Raw genomic sequence first — 16455 nt, 5'->3', positions numbered from 1 at the left:
GCGTGGCGGCGTCGGCCGCCGGGCGCGGCGGCGCGGGGGTCTCGGCCGGTCGCGACGTGGCGGTGGGTGGCGGCGTGGCGGCGGGTGGAGGCGTGGCGGCGTCGGCGGCCGGGCGCGGCGGCGCAGGGGTCTTCGCCGGCACCGTCGTGTCGGCGGGTCGCGGCGCGGCGGGCGGCGGCGTGGCGGCGTCGGCGGCCGGGGGCTCGGGGGTCTCGGCCGACACCTTCGTGTCGGCGGGTGGCGGCTTCGCCCCGGCCGGGGGCTCGGGGGTCGCGTCGTCGCCGGGCACCGGCATCCGATCGTCCGTCATCGCGACTCCGCGACCTGGATCTCGGTGACGGGAAGCGTCGAGTCGGCGCCGAACTCGAGCGTCGACGGAGCGCGGCCCGACATGATGAGCTCGGAGGTGAGGGCGGCGATCATCGCACCGTTGTCGGTGCACAGCGACAGCGGCGGGATGCGCACGGTGACGCCCTCGGCCGCGGCCCGTTCGAGCGCCACGTCGCGCAGCCGCCGGTTGGCGATGACGCCGCCGCCGAGCAGCAGCCGCGGCACACCGTGGTCGCGGCACGCGGCGAGCGCCTTCGTCACGAGCACGTCGACGACGGCCTCGCGGAAGCTCGCCGCGACATCCGCGACCGGAACCTGCTCGCCAGCCGCCTGTCGCAACTCGACCCAGCGTGCGACCGCGGTCTTCAGCCCTGAGAACGAGAAGTCGTAGCGGTGCGCCGCCATGTCGGACGCGCGGGACAGGCCGCGCGGGAAGGGGATCGCCTTCGGATCTCCGGATGCCGCCGCCCGGTCGATCTCGGGACCTCCGGGGTACGGCAGCCCGAGCAGGCGGGCGACCTTGTCGAAGGCCTCGCCGGCGGCGTCGTCCATCGTCTCGCCGAGCAGCTCGACATCGGTGGTGAGGTCGCGCACGAGCAGCAGCGAGGTGTGGCCGCCGCTCACCAGCAGCGCGACCGTCGGGTACTCCAGCGGGGGCGCGTCGGTGTCGAGGATGTCGGCCGCGATGTGGCCGACCAGGTGGTTGACGGCGTAGAGGGGCTTCTCGAGCGACACAGCGAGCGCCTTGGCCGCGCCGATTCCGACCATGAGGGCTCCCGCAAGACCCGGGCCGCTGGTCACCGCGACGGCGTCGAGATCGGCCAGCGCGACGCCCGACTCGGCGAGCGCCGCCTCGATGGACGGCTGCAGCGCCTCGAGGTGCGCGCGAGCGGCGACCTCGGGCACGACCCCGCCGTAGCGGGCGTGCTCGTCCATCGAGCTGGCGATCGTGTTCGACAGCAGCGTGCGGCCGCGGACGATCCCGATGCCGGTCTCGTCGCAGCTCGTCTCGATGCCGAGCACCAGCGGTTCGGCGCGGTTCACGTGCACACCCCTCCGTCCCACGCAGCCGCTGCACCGCCACCGTGCGCTGCGCCGCCACCGGTCGCCGAGCCGGCACCGGTCGCCGAGCCGGCACCGGGCGCTGCACCGCCACCGGTGGCCGAGCCGGCACCGGGCGCTGAGCCGCTACCGGTCGCTGAGTCTGCACCGGTCGCTGAGCTTGCCGAAGCGCCGTGCCAGCCCCGCACATCGAGCTTCATCACCACGGCGTCGACGTCGTCGGGCTGGTAGTACCGGGGCTTGCGGCCGATCTCGGCGAAGCCCTCCGAGATGTAGAGCGCCTGCGCGACGGGGTTGTCGGCTCGAACCTCGAGGAAGACGTGGCCGACCCCGCGGCGCGCGGCCTCCGCGAGCAGCGCCCGCAGCAGCGAACGGCCGCGACCGCGACCCCGCGACACGTCGGCGATGGCGATGGTCTGGATGTCGGCATCCTTCGCTCCGGCGACCGCCCGCAATCCGGCGTAGCCGACGAGCCGGCCGGCCTCGTCGTCCACGACGTACCAGCCGTGCGGGGAGGCGAGCTCTTCGCGCATCATCGCCTCCGACCAGGCGTCGGTGGGGAACGATGCGCGTTCGAGCGCCATGATCGCGGCGAGGTCGTCGCCGGTCGCCCTGCGGAGGCTCATGCGTCGTCCCGCTGTCGCTGGGACGCGGCCCGGTCGCCTGACCGTTCGGCGGATGCGGCGACGTTGACCCGCTTCGGTGCGTGCGGCAGCGTGACGTCGGGCGCCCGCAGGTACAGCGCGTCGACCGAGCCGATGCCCCGCCCGGCGGCGAGAGAGCGTGCCGCGGCGAGCGCGAGCATCGCGGCGGGGATGCGGTCGGCGTCGCGGCGTGCGGCTCCGGCCTGGGCGAGCGCGGCATCGAGGTCATCGCGGGGGACGAGCGCCGGCTCGGCCACGCGGATCGGGAGTCCGTCGTCGTCGAGCCCGCGGTAGAGCGTGTACGCGAACTCGCGCCGGCGCGCGTCGGTCACGACTGCGAAGGTATCGTCGTCGGGGTTCTCGTAGCCGCCGGCCGAACCCCAGTCGGCCGTGAGGGCGCTGTGCAGGAGCAGCTCCAGCGCGACGGCGTCATGGCTCACGACGGGGATGACGGGCACGCCCCGGCCGAGGGCGAACGTCCGTGCCGCCGCGATGCCGACGCGCAGCCCGGTGAACGGTCCCGGTCCCATTCCCGCAGCGACATGCGTGATGTCCGAAGGGCTGACGGATGCCTCGGCCAGCGCCCGCTCCAGCAGGGTGCCGATGACCTCGGCGTGCCCACGCGGATCGAGGCTGGCGGCCTCGGATCGGATGACGCCGTCGGGCTCGACCACCGCCACTGCGGAGCCGAGCGACGTGTCGATGCCGAGGATCACCCTTCCAGGGTAGTCGGCGCGCCGTGGCGCGAGATCTTCACGAGGCGGGGTGCGTCGGCATCGAGCTCTGCCTCGTGGGCGACGCCGTAGCACGCGTCATCCTGCCCGCGCCCGTGCCATTCACGGTCGAGCTCCACCTCCCACCAGTGGTCGCGGATGCCGTCGACGAGACCCCTCCCCCACTCGACGATCACGACGGAACCGTCGAAGTCGATGTCGAGGTCGTCCAGTTCGGCGGCCGAGCCCAGCCGGTAGGCGTCGACGTGTACGAGGGGCGTGCCGCCGACGAGGGACGGGTGCGTGCGCGCGAGCACGAACGTCGGGCTCTGGATGGGCCCGCGCACGTCCAGTCCCCGGCCGATACCCCGCGTGAGCGTGGTCTTGCCTGCGCCGAGCGGTCCGGTGAGGACCACCATGTCGCCGGGGCGCAGCATCCGTCCCATTTCTTCGCCCAGCGCCTCCATGGCGTCGGGCGAGGTGATCTCACGCGTGCCGACGAGTGCGTCGATCCCCTCGCTCATCGCGCCTCCCCCGTACCGTTCTCAGGACCGCTGCTCAGGGTCCGTTGCGCGGCCTGCGGAAATACGCGGGCACCGGGCCGAGGCCGCTGCATCAATCCTGAGAACGGAACAGGCAGCCCGCTCATTCCGACACCTGCCGCCGCGCGACCCGAGGGCTGATGCGCGTGACGACGAGTGCGTCGATCCCCTCGCTCATCCCGCCTCCCCCGTACCGTTCTCAGGACCGCTGCTCTGGGCACGTTGCGCGGCCTGCGGAAATACGCCGGCTCCGGGCCGAGGCCGCTGCATCAATCCTGAGAACGGAACAGGCAGCCCGCTCATTCCGACACCTGCCGCCGGGCGACCCGAGGGCCGACACGCGTGACGATCTCGTAGTTGATCGTGCCCGCGGCATCCGCCCATTCCGTCGCGGCCGGTGCCCCCAGGGTGGGATCGCCGAAGAGCACGGCCTCGTCCCCCACGGCGACGGGTGCATCGCCGACGTCGACGACGAACTGATCCATGGCGATCCGGCCGGCGACGGTGAACCTGCGCCCGCCGATCACGACGGGACCCGCCCCCGACGCCTGCCGGGGCACGCCGTCGGCGTAGCCGAGCGGCACCAGGGCAAGGGTCGTGTCGCGCTCGGTGCGGTAGTCGTACCCGTACGACACGCCCTTGCCGGCGGTCACGCGGCGCACCGCGGCGACCGCACCGCGCAGGGTCATCGCAGGGCGCAGGCCGAGGTCGGCCGACGTCCGATCGGCGAACGGCGAGAGTCCGTAGATCCCGATGCCGATGCGCACGCACCCGAGCCGCGATTCTGGCAGGTCGATCGCGGCGTGCGTCGCGGCGAGATGCCGCAGCGGCGGCGCGAGTCCGAGCGAGGCCGCGACGCCGATGCCCTCCTCGAACGCGCGCAGGGCCGCGCGGTCGTCGTCCACCGAAGCGTTCGACAGGTGGCTGAACAGGGCGATGACGCGCACCCGGCCGATCCGCTCGAGCCGCGCGGCCTCGGCGAACACCACGCGGTAGTCCTCGGGCGCGATGCCGTTGCGCGACAGCCCGGTCTCGAGCTTGAGGTGCACTCCGACAGGACGGTCGGCGGATGCTGCGGCCGCGGCTCTCTGCAGCTGGTCGAGGCTCGAGATGCCGAGCTCGATGCCGCGTGCGGCCGCCTCGGCGAAGTCGGCGCCGGGAGCGTGCAGCCACGCGACGATCGGCGCGTCGATGCCGGCGCGGCGGAGCGCGAGAGCCTCGGTGATGTCGGCGACGCCCAGCCGCGTCGCGCCGCCGGCGAGCGCCCCGAGCGCCGAGCGCACTGCGCCGTGCCCGTAGCCGTCGGCCTTCACGACGGCGATGACCTCCGAGCCGGTGAGCCGGCGCAGGTGCCGCACGTTGTCCTCGATGGCGCCGACGTCGATCGTCGCCTCGCGCAGGGTGCCGGCGGGCAGACGGCTCATGCGGCCCCCTCCGTGGTCGGGGCGGCGCTCGGCGAGCGCTGAGACAGGGGATCCTCGTCGAGACCGGTGACGTCGCCCGGTTCCGCGCGATTCCCCTGGTTCGGTGTGGCCGAGGATTCGGGCGCCGCTTCGGCGATGACGTACGCCGTCGCGAGGCCGGCATCGTGCGACAGCGAGAGGTGCAGCGCGGTGATCCCCCGCGCGGCGACGACGGCGGCCGTCGATCCGCACAGCGAGAAGACCGGGCGACCGGATGCCTCGGAGGCGACCTCGATCTCGGTCCAGTGCACGCCGTCCGAGCCGCCAAGCGCCTTGATGAGCGCCTCCTTCGCGGCGTACCGCGCGGCGAGCGAGTGCGGCTTGAGCCGGCGTTCCGCGTCGGAGAAGAGCCGTTCGACGAGCCGCGGTGTGCGCTCGATCGTGCGCTCGAAACGCGGGATGTCGACGAGGTCGACGCCGATTCCGACGATCACGTGAGCCTCCTGCCGCGCCGCGCGCGCGGCATCCGACAGACTATCGCGCCGCGCCGGGCGCCCCGCCGCTCCGGGTGCGCCGCCACCCCGGCACCCCCACCCTTGTTCACTTGCGCTGGATGTACACGACACGCCAGAAGGGGCGTACGTTCAACGCAAGTCAACGGGAGACACCGACGATCGTGCACCTGAGGCGCGCCTCCCCCGCTTGTTCACTTGCGCTGGATGTACGCGACACGCCGGAACGGGCGTACGTTCAGCGCAAGTCAACGGGAGACACCGACGGTCGTGCACCCGAGGCGCGCCTCCCCCGCTTGCTCACTTGCGCTGGATGTACGCGACACGCGGGAACGGGCGTACGTTCAGCGCAAGTCAACAGGAGACACCGACGGTCGTGCACGGCACCTGAGGCGCCAGGCCCACGCCCCCGCCGGGGGCGCCTCACCCCCGCCGGGGGCGCCTCGGCCCCGCCCCGGCACCTCTCCAGCTTTGTTCACTTGCGCTGGATGTACGCGACACGCCGGAACGGGCGTACGTTCAGCGCAAGTCAACAGGAGACACCGACGATCGTGCACTGCACCTGAGGCGCCTCGGCCTCGCCCGGCCCCCCGCCCCCGCCGGGGGCGCGTCGGCCCCGCCCGGCCCCACCGCGGGCGCCGCGGCCCGCCGGGGGCGCCTCAGCCTCGCCGAGGGCGCCTCGGCCGCACCGGGGGCATCCCGCCGGCGGCGCCTCGGCCTCACCAGCGGCATCCCGCCGGGGGCGCCTCGGCGGGACACGAGCGCGCGGATGCCGCTTACTCGACCGTGACCGACTTGGCGAGGTTGCGGGGCTGGTCGACGTCGAGTCCCTTGGCCGTGGCGAGGCCCATCGCGAAGATGTGCAGCGGCACGACGGCCAGGAGCGGCTCGAAGAAGGGTCCGGCGAGCGGGATGCGCAGCACCTCGTCGGCCTTGGGCAGCACCGCGGCGTCGCCCTCCTCCGCGATCGCGATGACGCGGGCGCCGCGCGCGCGGATCTCCTCGATGCTCGAGATGACCTTCTTGTGCATCTCGGCCGACTTGCGCGGCGACGGCACGATGACGAACACCGGCTGGCCGGGCTCGATGAGGGCGATGGGTCCGTGCTTGAGCTCGCCGGCGGCGAAGCCCTCGGCGTGGATGTAGGCGAGCTCCTTGAGCTTGAGCGCGCCCTCGAGTGCGATCGGATAGCCGACGTGGCGGCCGAGGAACAGCACCGAGCGGGTGTCGGCCATCCAGTGGGCGAACTGCTCGATGCGGGGCTGCTCGCGCTCGAGGATCTGCGTGATCTTGCCCGGGATCGCCTCGAGCTCGCGAACGTGGTCGGCCGCGTCCGCCCGCGAGATCGCGCCGCGGACACGTCCGATGTGCAGCCCCATGAGGTACAGCGCGGTGATCTGCGCGACGAACGCCTTGGTCGAGGCGACGGCGACCTCGGGACCGGCGTGCGTGTAGACGATGGCGTCGGACTCGCGAGGGATGGTGGCGCCCTGCGTATTGCAGATCGAGAGGGTCTTCGCGCCGCGCTCGCGCGCGTACTTGACCGCCATGAGCGTGTCCATCGTCTCGCCTGACTGGCTGATCGAGACGACGAGGGTGTCGGGTCCGATCACCGGGTCGCGGTAGCGGAACTCATGGGCGAGCTCGACGTCGACCGGGATGCGCGTCCACAGCTCGATCGCGTACTTGCCGACCTGGCCGGCGTAGGCGGCGGTGCCGCACGCGATCACGATGATGCGCGAGATACCGCGGAACAGCTCGTCGAGGCCGTCGAGCTCGGGGATGACGACCTCGCTGTCGCGGATGCGGCCGCGCAGTGTGTTGGCGACGGCGTCCGGCTCTTCCGAGACCTCCTTGGCCATGAACGACGACCAGCCGCCCTTCTCGGCGGCAGCGGCATCCCAGGTCACTTCGAACGGCTCGACCTCGACGGCGTTGCCCGAGAAGTCCGTGACCTCGACGCCCGACGGGGTGATCGCGACGATCTGGTCCTGGCCGATCGCGAGGGCGTTGCGCGTGTGCTCGACGAACGCGGCGACGTCCGAGCCGAGGAAGTTCTCACCCTCCCCCAGCCCGATCACGAGGGGCGAGTTGCGGCGTGCACCGACGACGAGGCCCGGCTGCTCCTGGTGCATCGCGAGCAGGGTGAACGCGCCCTCCAGCCGCGCGACGACCGCGCGGAAGGCCTCGACCAGATCGCCCGAGCGGTCGTACTCGCGGCCGAGCAGGACGGCGGCGACCTCGGTGTCGGTCTCGCTGCGGAAGGTGAAGCCGTCCGCGAGGAGCTCGTCCTGGAGCTCGGAGAAGTTCTCGATGATGCCGTTGTGGATGACGGCGAGCTTGTCGTCGTCGGCGAGGTGCGGGTGGGCGTTGCCGTCGGTGGGGCCGCCGTGCGTCGCCCAGCGGGTGTGGCCGATGCCGGTGGTGCCGTCGGCGAGCGGGTGCGCGGCGAGGTCGTCGCGGAGCACCTTGAGCTTGCCCGCGCGCTTGCGCATGCCCAGGTCGCCGTTCGCGTCGATCACGGCGATGCCCGCCGAGTCGTAGCCGCGGTACTCGAGCCGTGAGAGGCCTGAGATCAGGACGGCCTGGCTCTGCCGCGGGCCCACGTATCCGACGATTCCACACATGCCGACAATGGTAGGCGGGGGTTTTCGCAAGGAGCCCTTACGAACCCGGACGCCCAGTTCATTTCTGGAACACGGATGCCGCAACCGACGCACGTGCGGGTGTGCGCGTTTCGTCTCGGGCGCCAGAGCGCCCTCGCTCAACGACCGGGGCAAGGGTCCCGGTCGCTGAGCGAGCGAGGAACCAGCGAGACGACGCGCGTCAAAGCTTGCGGAGGAGCACCGTCTCGACGGTGTGGTCGGCGCCCTTCTGGAGCACGAGGTCGGCGCGGTGTCGCGTCGGCAGCACGTTCTCCTGCAGGTTCGGCAGGTTGATCGTGTTCCAGTAGCCGAGCGCCCGCTCCACGGCCTCCTCATCGGAGAGGTGCGCGAAGACGTTGAAGAACGAGTTCGGGTTGCTGAAGGCGGCGCGGCGCAGGGCGAGGAAGCGGTCGACGTACCACTGGGCGATGTGCCCGGCATCCGCGTCCACGAAGATCGAGAAGTCGAACAGGTCGCTCACCGCCACGTCGTTGGGCGTGGGCGGCGGCTGGAGCACGTTGAGGCCCTCGACGATGACGATGTCGGGGCGACGCACGGTGACGACGGCGTCGGGGACGATGTCGTATCGCATGTGCGAATAGAAAGGTGCGCGCACCTCGGGGGCGCCGCTCTTCACCTCGGTGAGGAACGACACCAGCGCCCGGCGGTCGTACGACTCGGGGAAGCCCTTGCGGTCCATGAGGCCGCGTCGCTCGAGTTCGGCGTTCGGGTAGAGGAAGCCGTCGGTCGTGACGAGCTCCACGCGGGGCGTGCCGGGCCAGCGGCTCGTGAGTTCGCGCAGCAGACGCGCGATCGTGGATTTGCCGACCGCGACCGAGCCGGCCACCCCGACGATGAACGGCGTCGTCGTGTCGGCCTCGCCGAGGAACGCGGACTCTTCGGCGCCGAGCCGCTTGGTGGATTCGGCATACAGCGACAGCAGCCGCGACAGCGGCACGTACACCTGTGCGACCTCGGCCATGTCGAGGCGGTCGCCGAGGCCGCGGATCTGCACGATCTCGGTCTCGCTGAGCGGCTGCGTCAGACCGGACGCGAGCCGCGCCCAGTCCGCTCGATCGATCTCGCGGTACAGCGAGAGGATAGGGGTGACCGCACCCAGGTCGTAGGCGGTGGCTTCGTCGGCGGACATCGCGCCCATCGTACCGGGTGACCGATCTCGCAGTCGGCGCGCGGAGTGCGTCAGCAGGCCGACCCCGCCACGTGTACCGGCATCCGTGATGCCGGCGAAACACGGGAGACAGACCGCTGCAACACGCGGGGCGTAGCGTCGGCGCAGCGCGCGCAGGCATCGTCCCACCGCCTCGCGGCGGAGGAGGTGCACCCTGAGCGCTCTGCGGGATGCCATTTCGCACCGTCGCCCGGCGTCGACCTTGGGCACGGTGTCGCCGCTGCACGGGTTGCGGCGCCGCTCGGTGACCACTGTCGACCTCGTCGCCCAGTCCGTGGCGGCCGTCGCGCCGGCCGGTGTGCTGCTGACCCACAGCGGCGCGCTGATGAATCGCCTCGGATCGTTCGCGTTCGTCGCGCTGGTTCTGGCCTCCGGGGTGATCGCGCTCGTCGCGCTATCGATCGCGGTGTTCGCACGGCGCATCGCGGCGGCCGGCGGCGTGTACACGTTCGTGACGAAGGGCCTGGGTCCGGTCGCGGGTATCACGGCAGGCGCCGCGCTGGCGATCGGCTACGGCAGCGTCGCGATCGACAGCCTCCGCGCTGGTGTCCGACGGCTCGAGCGCCTTCTCGCGCCCGGATCGGAGATGACGGATGCCGCCGCCACGGCGGCGCCCGATCACACCGTCTCGATCGCACTCACGGTTGTGATCTTCGCCCTCCTGGTGGCGGTCATCATCGTCGGCGCCCGCGTCTCGACCCGGCTCATGCTCGCGATCGAGGTCCTGGCGGTATCCGTGATCATCGTCGCCGCCATCGTCGTGTTCGCGAGCACCGGCTGGAATCTGTCGCCGCTCATCCCGAGGCCCGGGGACATGCCGTCGATGTCCGCGCTCGCGGGAGGCATCGGCGTCGCATTGCTCTCCTTCGTCGGGTTCGAAAGCGGTGCCGCGCTCGGCCCCGAGAGCCGTCGCCCGCTCGCCGGCGTGCCGCGCGCGCTCGTCTGGACGGTGGGCGCGCTCGCCGCGGTGTACCTCTTCGGCGTGGCGGCGCAGCTGTCGGCGGCCGGCTCGGCGGGGACCGCATCGACGCTCCTGAGCGGCGCGACACCCGGCGCCCCCGTGTGGCAGGCCACCGCGGCGAACTGGGTCATCGTGGCCTCCTGGCTCGCGTGCACGCTCGCGTGCTCGAACGCACTCGTCCGTCTCGTGTTCACGCTGGCTCGCGAGGGGGTGCTCCCCTCCTGGCTCGGTCGGACGTCGCTGCGGTTCGCGTCGCCGCACGTCGCCGCCGTCGGGGTCGGGGCGGCGCTGACGGCAGGAACGATCGCGCACATCCTCTCCCCGCGCGGATCCCTGCTGGATGAGACCATCGGGCTCGCGTCGAGTCTCTGCTTCGTGATCGCGTATCTCCTCGTCTGCGCGGCAGTGGTCCCCTATCTGCTGCGGCTCGGGGAGTTCAGCGTGCGCGAGGCCTGGCCCGGGTTGGCAGGCGCGGTGGCGCTGGTGGGCGTCACCGTGACCGAGGTCGTCGGCAGCGACGTGGCGACCGTGACCATCGTGTGCGCGCTCCTCGGTGCGGCAGCGATCGCGCATGCCTTGAGACTCCGGGCGGGTGCGCTCTCGCCCACCCGCGTCGGCGCTTACGACACGCCTGTGGCTGCGGACGCGCTCAGCACACGGGGCGAGCTCGTCTCGCACGAGGCCGCCGGGTCTGCGCAGCCGTGAGCGCTCCGAGCCTGCGCAGCGGAGTCACCCAGGCGCTCGCCGTGCTCGAAGAGGTCGCCCGCTCCGGACCGACCCTCTCGGCGAACGGCATCGCCCGCGCGCTCTCCCTGCCGCGCACCTCGGCGTATCGCCTCGTCAACTCGCTCGTGAGCGAGGAGTACCTGGTGCGGCATCCGACTCTCGACGGTTTCCTCCTGGGTGTGCGAGTCGTCGAACTGGCGCATCTGGTCGCCCCCTCGCCGCCGCCTGCGGCCGACATCGTCGCGAACCTGCGCGCCGAGACCGGTCAGGCGGTCCATTTCGTGCGGTATCAGCGCGGACGTGTCGTGATCGTGGACGAAGATCCGACGCATCCGCTCCGCTCGGCCGAGCGCACGCGTCGGCAATTGGCCGCGACCGCGATCGGGCGCCTGCTGCTGTCCGCGTTCGCACCTCCGCTCTCGGCCCACGCCGATCAGGGCGCCGTCATGGAGGTGGTGTCCACCGCGCGTGCGTCGGGGATCACCGGCGCCGAGCATCGGGCGATCGCCGCCGAGGTCGCCGCGCTCGGCTACGCCGCCTGCGCGGACGCCGATGATCGGGCCTGCATCGCGGTTCCGGTGCATTCGGACGACGGCCGCCTTGTCGCGGGTCTCGCCTTATCGAGCCCGGCCGGCTTCGGACCGGGTCCTGAGCAGCACCTCGACCGGCTCCGCGCGGACGCCGCGCTGGTCGCACGTTCCCTCGGGAGCCCGGCCGACGCGGCAGGCGCCGCGCAGTCGGTGTGATCCGGCGCGACCCGCGCTACCGGACCAGCCCGAGCGCCGCCCGCTCCACGCCGATCACCGATGTCAACGGCACGGTGCCGAGATAGCGCGAGTCGACCGACGCGGCGCGGTTGTCACCGAGCACGAAGACGGCATCGTCCGGGACGACTTCATCGAACGCGAGCACGCTCGCGAGACCGCCGGCGGCCAGGTAGGGCTCATCAAGCGCGACGCCGTCGACCGTGACCCGACCCGACGGATCGCAGCATGCGACCCGCTCCCCCGGCAATCCGATGACGCGCTTGACGAGAGTGGACGCGACAGTGCCGGCATCCGCACGTGTCTGCCGTTCGACGCGCTGCGCCCATCCTCCAGGATCACTGAAGACGACGATGTCGGAGCGCATCAGGGCAGCGCCGTCGAGTCGCCCTGCCAGGAGGACGTCGCCCCGCACGAGGGCAGGCGCCATCGAGTCGGACTCCACCCGCAGGACGAGGAACTGGGATGCCGCGACTCCGGCGGCCGCCGCCAGCAGGCACGCCGCCACCGCGGCGGCCACCGCGAACCGCGCGCGGGTCACAGTGCCTCCAGCCGGGCGGTCATCGCCTCGATCTCGAGCTGCTGCTCGCCGGCGATGTGCTTGGCGAGTGCGCGGATCCACGTGTTGGCACCGCTGGCGATCACCGCGCGTGTCATGTCGAGCGCGCCTTCGTGGTGCGCGATCATGAGCTCGAGGAACCGCCTCTCGGCGTCGACGCCCGACAGGGCGTCGAGCTGGGCGATCTGCTCGGGGGTGGCCATTCCGGCCATCGCGCCGGTGTGCTCGTGGTTCAGGACGCCGGCCTGATGCCACGCGTCGAGCCAGGCCTGCATCCGGACGATCTCGGCGCTCTGATCGCGCTCGATGAACGCGGCGAGCGCGACCGACGTGTCGTCGATGCCGGCGGTGGCCGCCAGGATGCGCGACAGCTCGACAGCCTGCTGGTGGTGCGGAATCATCATCGTCGCGAACACCATGTCCGCCTCGTTCGGCTCGTCGCCGACAGGCTCGTCCTGTTGAGCGGCGGCGACGACGGCCGCAGCGCCGGGCGCGGGTGCGGCATCCGTCTCGTCTTCTGCCGCCGTCGCGAGGAGCAGCTGCGGGCCGACGACGAGCGCGCCGGCGAGGAGGACGACGGCGAGGGAGATGGAGGCGGCAAACGGCCTGCGCATGGCGACTCCGTAACGAGGGGAAGGATCGGGGGGATGGCGGTCCGGCCCGTGACCGGGCCGGACCGCCTGGTCTCACACGGGGGTGCCGGCGTTGTGGCGGCGGCGCAGGATCACGATCGCCGCGCCGAGGGCGAGCAGCACGGCGCCGGCGATCGCGACGCCGGTCGCGATGCCGCCGCCCGTGACGGCGAGTCCGGCTGCGGCCGGGGCCGCGGCCTTCACCGTCACGTCGGCCGAGGCGGTGAGTCCGCTCGACGCCCCTGCGGCGACGATCGTGTGATCGCCGACGGGCGCGGATGCCGGCAGCTTCAGGCTGCCCGTGATCGCTCCGGCGGCATCGACGGTCAGCGCGCCGACCGCGATCGGGTCGGAGTGCAGCGTGACCTCGACGGTTTCGCCCGGCGTGAAGCCCTCGCCGGTGAGCTCGAACGATGCGCCCGGGGTGAGCGTGGCTGTCGAGAGCGCGATCGTCGCCTCCTCGGCTCCGGCGCCCGGGTCCGTCGGCGTGTCGGTCTGTCCCGGATTCGGCTCGCCGGTCTCGGTCGGCTGGGGCTCGGGGTCGACCGGGGTCTCGGGCTCGACGACCTCGCAGGGCGACTCATCGGTGTGGATCTCTCCGCCGGGGTCGCCGTTGATGCACGAGCGGCCCTCAGGGGTGCCCATCGACGTGCTGGTCCAGTCGCGAGGGATGATCGTGAACGACTGCCAGTGGGTCTGCATCGGGCTCTGATCCTCGTCGCGCACGACGTGGTGGAAGCCGCTGTTCACCCACGCCACCGGGTCGGTGAGCGGCTGGCCGGCCCCCGCCGCCGCATATTCGACGAGGTTCTTCTCGGCGCACGCGGTGTTGAGGTTGTTCGTCGCGTACTCCTGGCAGGCGTTGTAGTTCGTGAAGGTGAGCAGCGGTTGCGTGACCGGGTCGCCCTGGTAGAGCTGCGAACCCGGGAACACGAACTCGTACGAGCGCTCGTGGCCGTCGGCGTTCACGCTGTTCGGTGCGAGCACGCGCCACCAGGTGAGGTCGTCGGCAGGTGCGACGCCGGTCGGCGAGGCGATCGTCTGAGGCGAGGTGTGCATGAGACGCGTCTTCTCCCCCTGCTCACCGAGTTCGGAGTCGTACTGCTCGACCGCCATCGTGCTCTGACCGTCGAGGCCGAAATCCAGCCGCCAGATCGCGTTGTGCCAGTGGGATGCCGCGAACGCGGTGTCGCCGGTGCCGATCGGCCAGCCCGTGGTGGCGTCCGCGTCGAAGTCCTCGTACGAGACGTCGCCCGTCGCGCCGAGGTCGAACGAGATGGTCCCCTCGTCGGTGAACTCGATCTTGGTGGCGTACTCGTACCAGTCGACCTTCGAGATGATCTGCAGGCTGAAGCCCTGCTTGTCATCGGTGAACAGCGGCGCGTCCTCGATCGAGCCCCACGTCTGCTCGTGGGAGCGGTAGGCCATCGGGCTGGTGGTGTCGGTGATGCACAGCGCCGGGATGGTCCTCATCCAGGTCGTCGTGACACCGCCACGGGTCGTCGTCCAGGTCTGGGCGGCATCGCGCAGCTCACCGTCGCCGCACTCGGCGCCGCTCAGCTTCTGCAGGTACTGGTTGCCGAACCCGTACGACGTGATGTCGTTCCAGACGTTCTTGCCGGTGTCGTACGGCACGTGCAGCTGGCCGAGGTACACCGAGTCGAGCACGCGGCGATACGACTCCTCGCCGGGCGCCCGAACGGCGACCTGTTCGAGCACGAGCCCCTTCTTGCTGTCGACGCGCCAGCACATCTGCCAGCTGGTGCCGTTGTCGAACGACTTCTCGATGAGCGCATCGCCCGAGCACTCGATGGGCGGCGGAGCCGCGGTCGCGGTGGTCGCGGGAACGATCGCGAGGCCGGCCGCGACCGCCAGTCCGGCGGCGGCCGTCGCGATCGTGCGGCGGAGATTCTTCATGGGTGCTGCGCCTCTCATCGGATGCCGATCACGGAGCGGGTGGACAGGTCGACGACGAACGCCGTGGTGTCGAGGTAGCCGCCGCCGGGGACCCGGAACTGCATCTCGACGCATCGATCGAGCGCGCACGCCTCGCCGCCGAGCGACCCGGCGTCGGGCACGAACGCGCCGCCCGAGACGCCGAGCTGATCGATCGACTCGAGCTGCGCACCCGTGATCTCGACGAACTCTGCTTTCACCGCGGCGCTTGCTGCCTCATCCGCGAGGAACGTCGTGAACGCGAAGTCGACCTCGTCCGCGCTCGGCGGCGGCTGGACGCCCTCGCGCGACGTGCTCTCGACGGTGCCGTCGGTGAGGTCGACGGCCTGCACGAACGTCTTGTTCGACGAGTAGTCGTAGAGCACGACGTCGACGATGCGGTCGCCGTTGTCGACATCGCGAGTGGCGACATCGACCGACAGCACCTGCGGCGACTCGGAGCCGTCGACGGACGTGACATCCTCCGGAATGCTGGAGTCACTCGTCGCCAGGTGCAGGGCGTAGCTGAGCTCGGCCTCGCTGAGCGGGTCGCGCGCCGCGCCCAGCTCGGGCTTGTCGGTGACGACGGCGACCTCGCCGGACTCGGAGGCGACCGCGCCGGTCGCGCCGCTGACGGCGGGGATGGCGAGGAACCCGCCGATGATCGCGGCCGCGGCGACCGCTGCGCCGCCCGCGATCACGTACGGGGCCCTCTTCTTCATTTTCGTGTTGCTGGGTGGTGACTGCACCGGACCTCCTGGAGGCTGCCTGTGTGGGGATCTCGCGCTTCGCGAGCGATGCGACGCTATTGACGCGATGTTTCGCCGCCGCCGGACGTCGTGTTTCCGCCGCGTTACTCCGTGTGGAACACCGCTAGCCTGAGACGCGTGCGCCTCGGAGTCCTCGACATCGGCTCGAACACCGTCCACCTGCTCGTCGCCGATGTCCGCCCCGGCGGCCGGCCGCTCGCGACGACGAGCCAGCGCACGGTGCTGCGCCTGATGCGCTATCTGGCCCCGGACGGCTCGATCACGAACGAGGGGGTCACGGCGCTCGTCGCCGCGGTGACCGAGGCGCGAAAAGTTGCCGCGGCCGAACGCGTCGACGAGCTGCTCGCGACGGCGACCTCGGCCGTCCGCGAGGCGAAGAACGGCCCCGAGGTCATCGCGCTCATCGAGGAGGCGCTGGGCCAGCCGCTCCAGGTGCTGGGCGGCGAGACCGAGGCGCGGTACACGTTCCTGGCCGTCCGCCGCTGGTTCGGCTGGGCCGCGGGGCAGATCCTCCTCTTCGACATCGGCGGCGGCTCGCTCGAGATCGCCGCGGGGCCCGACGAGCTGCCCGAGGCGGCGGCATCCGTCCCCCTCGGCGCCGGGCGCATGACGATCCAGTTCCTTCCCGACGACCCGCCGGGCGAGGCGGCGGTCGAGCAGCTGCGTGCGCACGCGCGCGCGACGCTCGCCCCGGTCGCCGCATCGTTCGGCAGACTGGCCCGTCCGGATCACGTGGTGGGCTCGTCGAAGGCGATCCGCTCGCTCGCGAAGCTCGTCGGGTATCCCGCACCCGGCTGGTCGGGGATCGAACGGATGCTGCTGCCCCGCGCCGCGCTCGGCTCGTGGATTCCGCGGCTCGCGCGCATCCCCGCGTCGGCCCGGCAGGAGCTGCCGGGGATCACTCCCGACCGGACGTTCCAGATCGTCGCCGGCGCGGTCGTGCTCCACGAGGCGATGCGCGCCCTCGACGTCGACGAGCTCGAGGTCTCGCCGTGGGCGCTGCGCGAGGGCGTGCTGCTGCGCTACATCGAGTCGCTCAGCTGGAGCGCGCCGTCGGCGTGACGCCGG

At 71.8% G+C, this 16455-nt stretch carries 14 protein-coding genes and 2 pseudogenes; 3 read left to right on the top strand and 13 right to left on the bottom strand.

The window, feature by feature from the left end; genetic code table 11:
• The 9 genes and pseudogenes from MRBLMI12_RS13955 to coaA form a co-directional block, all read right to left on the bottom strand.
• Positions 1 to 310 (bottom strand): annotated as a pseudogene (locus MRBLMI12_RS13955) (hypothetical protein); the annotation flags it as partial.
• Entirely contained in the window at positions 307 to 1374 is a 1068-nt protein-coding gene (gene tsaD / locus MRBLMI12_RS13950) for a tRNA (adenosine(37)-N6)-threonylcarbamoyltransferase complex transferase subunit TsaD (RefSeq protein ID WP_363357028.1), read from the bottom strand. The gene tsaD and the pseudogene MRBLMI12_RS13955, both read right to left, overlap by 4 nt.
• On the bottom strand, positions 1371 to 2018 hold the full coding sequence (gene rimI / locus MRBLMI12_RS13945; RefSeq protein WP_363357027.1) for a ribosomal protein S18-alanine N-acetyltransferase: 648 nt from the start codon (positions 2016 to 2018) through the stop codon (positions 1371 to 1373). Before rimI ends, tsaD begins: the two co-directional genes overlap by 4 nt.
• Complete coding sequence (tsaB, locus tag MRBLMI12_RS13940; RefSeq protein ID WP_363357026.1) at positions 2015 to 2752, bottom strand: tRNA (adenosine(37)-N6)-threonylcarbamoyltransferase complex dimerization subunit type 1 TsaB; 738 nt, start codon at positions 2750 to 2752, stop codon at positions 2015 to 2017. The genes rimI and tsaB overlap by 4 nt, the downstream gene beginning before the upstream one ends.
• On the bottom strand, positions 2749 to 3273 hold the full coding sequence (gene tsaE / locus MRBLMI12_RS13935; protein ID WP_363357025.1) for a tRNA (adenosine(37)-N6)-threonylcarbamoyltransferase complex ATPase subunit type 1 TsaE: 525 nt from the start codon (positions 3271 to 3273) through the stop codon (positions 2749 to 2751). Before tsaE ends, tsaB begins: the two co-directional genes overlap by 4 nt.
• Before the next feature lie 317 nt (positions 3274 to 3590).
• Positions 3591 to 4715, bottom strand: a complete 1125-nt coding sequence (alr, locus tag MRBLMI12_RS13930) for an alanine racemase (RefSeq protein ID WP_363357024.1) — start codon at positions 4713 to 4715, stop codon at positions 3591 to 3593.
• Positions 4716 to 4840: 125 nt separating this feature from the next.
• Positions 4841 to 5188: pseudogene (locus tag MRBLMI12_RS13925) on the bottom strand (holo-ACP synthase); the annotation flags it as partial.
• Between the two features lie 794 nt (positions 5189 to 5982).
• Positions 5983 to 7833, bottom strand: a complete 1851-nt coding sequence (gene glmS, locus MRBLMI12_RS13920) for a glutamine--fructose-6-phosphate transaminase (isomerizing) (protein WP_363357023.1) — start codon at positions 7831 to 7833, stop codon at positions 5983 to 5985.
• A gap of 199 nt (positions 7834 to 8032) precedes the next feature.
• Positions 8033 to 9001 carry a type I pantothenate kinase gene (gene coaA, locus MRBLMI12_RS13915; RefSeq protein ID WP_363357022.1) on the bottom strand — a complete coding sequence of 323 codons (969 nt, stop codon included), beginning with the start codon at positions 8999 to 9001 and terminating at the stop codon, positions 8033 to 8035.
• A 283-nt stretch (positions 9002 to 9284) separates the two neighbouring features.
• On the opposite strand from coaA, the gene MRBLMI12_RS13910 reads away from it, so the two are divergent.
• Together MRBLMI12_RS13910 and MRBLMI12_RS13905 are read left to right on the top strand one after the other, a co-directional pair.
• Complete coding sequence (locus MRBLMI12_RS13910) at positions 9285 to 10706, top strand: APC family permease (RefSeq protein ID WP_363357021.1); 1422 nt, start codon at positions 9285 to 9287, stop codon at positions 10704 to 10706.
• Positions 10703 to 11473 (top strand): IclR family transcriptional regulator, encoded by a 771-nt coding sequence (locus MRBLMI12_RS13905; RefSeq protein WP_363357020.1) that lies wholly within the window; start codon positions 10703 to 10705, stop codon positions 11471 to 11473. Before MRBLMI12_RS13910 ends, MRBLMI12_RS13905 begins: the two co-directional genes overlap by 4 nt.
• A 16-nt stretch (positions 11474 to 11489) precedes the next feature.
• On the opposite strand, the gene lepB is transcribed toward MRBLMI12_RS13905, so the two are convergent.
• The 4 genes from lepB to MRBLMI12_RS13885 all read right to left on the bottom strand — a co-directional run bounded on the left by lepB (position 11490) and on the right by MRBLMI12_RS13885 (position 15339).
• Positions 11490 to 12032, bottom strand: a complete 543-nt coding sequence (gene lepB / locus MRBLMI12_RS13900) for a signal peptidase I (protein ID WP_363357019.1) — start codon at positions 12030 to 12032, stop codon at positions 11490 to 11492.
• Complete coding sequence (locus tag MRBLMI12_RS13895) at positions 12029 to 12664, bottom strand: DUF305 domain-containing protein (protein ID WP_363357018.1); 636 nt, start codon at positions 12662 to 12664, stop codon at positions 12029 to 12031. The genes lepB and MRBLMI12_RS13895 overlap by 4 nt, the downstream gene beginning before the upstream one ends.
• A gap of 72 nt (positions 12665 to 12736) precedes the next feature.
• The gene (locus tag MRBLMI12_RS13890) at positions 12737 to 14599 is read right to left on the bottom strand and encodes a hypothetical protein (RefSeq protein ID WP_363357017.1); all 1863 of its coding nucleotides are present in this window, start codon (positions 14597 to 14599) and stop codon (positions 12737 to 12739) included.
• Positions 14600 to 14613: 14 nt separating this feature from the next.
• A complete protein-coding gene (locus tag MRBLMI12_RS13885; RefSeq protein WP_363357016.1) occupies positions 14614 to 15339 on the bottom strand; it encodes a hypothetical protein in 726 nt (241 codons plus the stop codon).
• Positions 15340 to 15504: 165 nt separating this feature from the next.
• On the opposite strand from MRBLMI12_RS13885, the gene MRBLMI12_RS13880 reads away from it, so the two are divergent.
• Positions 15505 to 16449 carry a Ppx/GppA phosphatase family protein gene (locus MRBLMI12_RS13880; protein WP_363357015.1) on the top strand — a complete coding sequence of 315 codons (945 nt, stop codon included), beginning with the start codon at positions 15505 to 15507 and terminating at the stop codon, positions 16447 to 16449.
• The last annotated feature ends 6 nt before the right edge of the window (positions 16450 to 16455 follow it).

The sequence above is a fragment of the Microbacterium sp. LMI12-1-1.1 genome, from assembly GCF_040676455.1.
In the GTDB taxonomy this organism is placed as follows: Bacteria; Actinomycetota; Actinomycetes; order Actinomycetales; family Microbacteriaceae; genus Microbacterium.
This window is presented reverse-complemented; position numbering and strand designations above follow the sequence as displayed.

Coding starts and splice junctions, on each gene's coding strand:
- MRBLMI12_RS13885 (WP_363357016.1), bottom strand. CDS start 15,339: ATGAAGAAGAGGGCCCCGTACGTGATCGCGGGCGGCGCAGCGGTCGCC.
- coaA (WP_363357022.1), bottom strand. CDS start 9,001: ATGTCCGCCGACGAAGCCACCGCCTACGACCTGGGTGCGGTCACCCCT.
- MRBLMI12_RS13895 (WP_363357018.1), bottom strand. CDS start 12,664: ATGCGCAGGCCGTTTGCCGCCTCCATCTCCCTCGCCGTCGTCCTCCTC.
- alr (WP_363357024.1), bottom strand. CDS start 4,715: ATGAGCCGTCTGCCCGCCGGCACCCTGCGCGAGGCGACGATCGACGTC.
- rimI (WP_363357027.1), bottom strand. CDS start 2,018: ATGAGCCTCCGCAGGGCGACCGGCGACGACCTCGCCGCGATCATGGCG.
- MRBLMI12_RS13890 (WP_363357017.1), bottom strand. CDS start 14,599: ATGAAGAATCTCCGCCGCACGATCGCGACGGCCGCCGCCGGACTGGCG.
- tsaE (WP_363357025.1), bottom strand. CDS start 3,273: ATGAGCGAGGGGATCGACGCACTCGTCGGCACGCGTGAGATCACCTCG.
- glmS (WP_363357023.1), bottom strand. CDS start 7,833: ATGTGTGGAATCGTCGGATACGTGGGCCCGCGGCAGAGCCAGGCCGTC.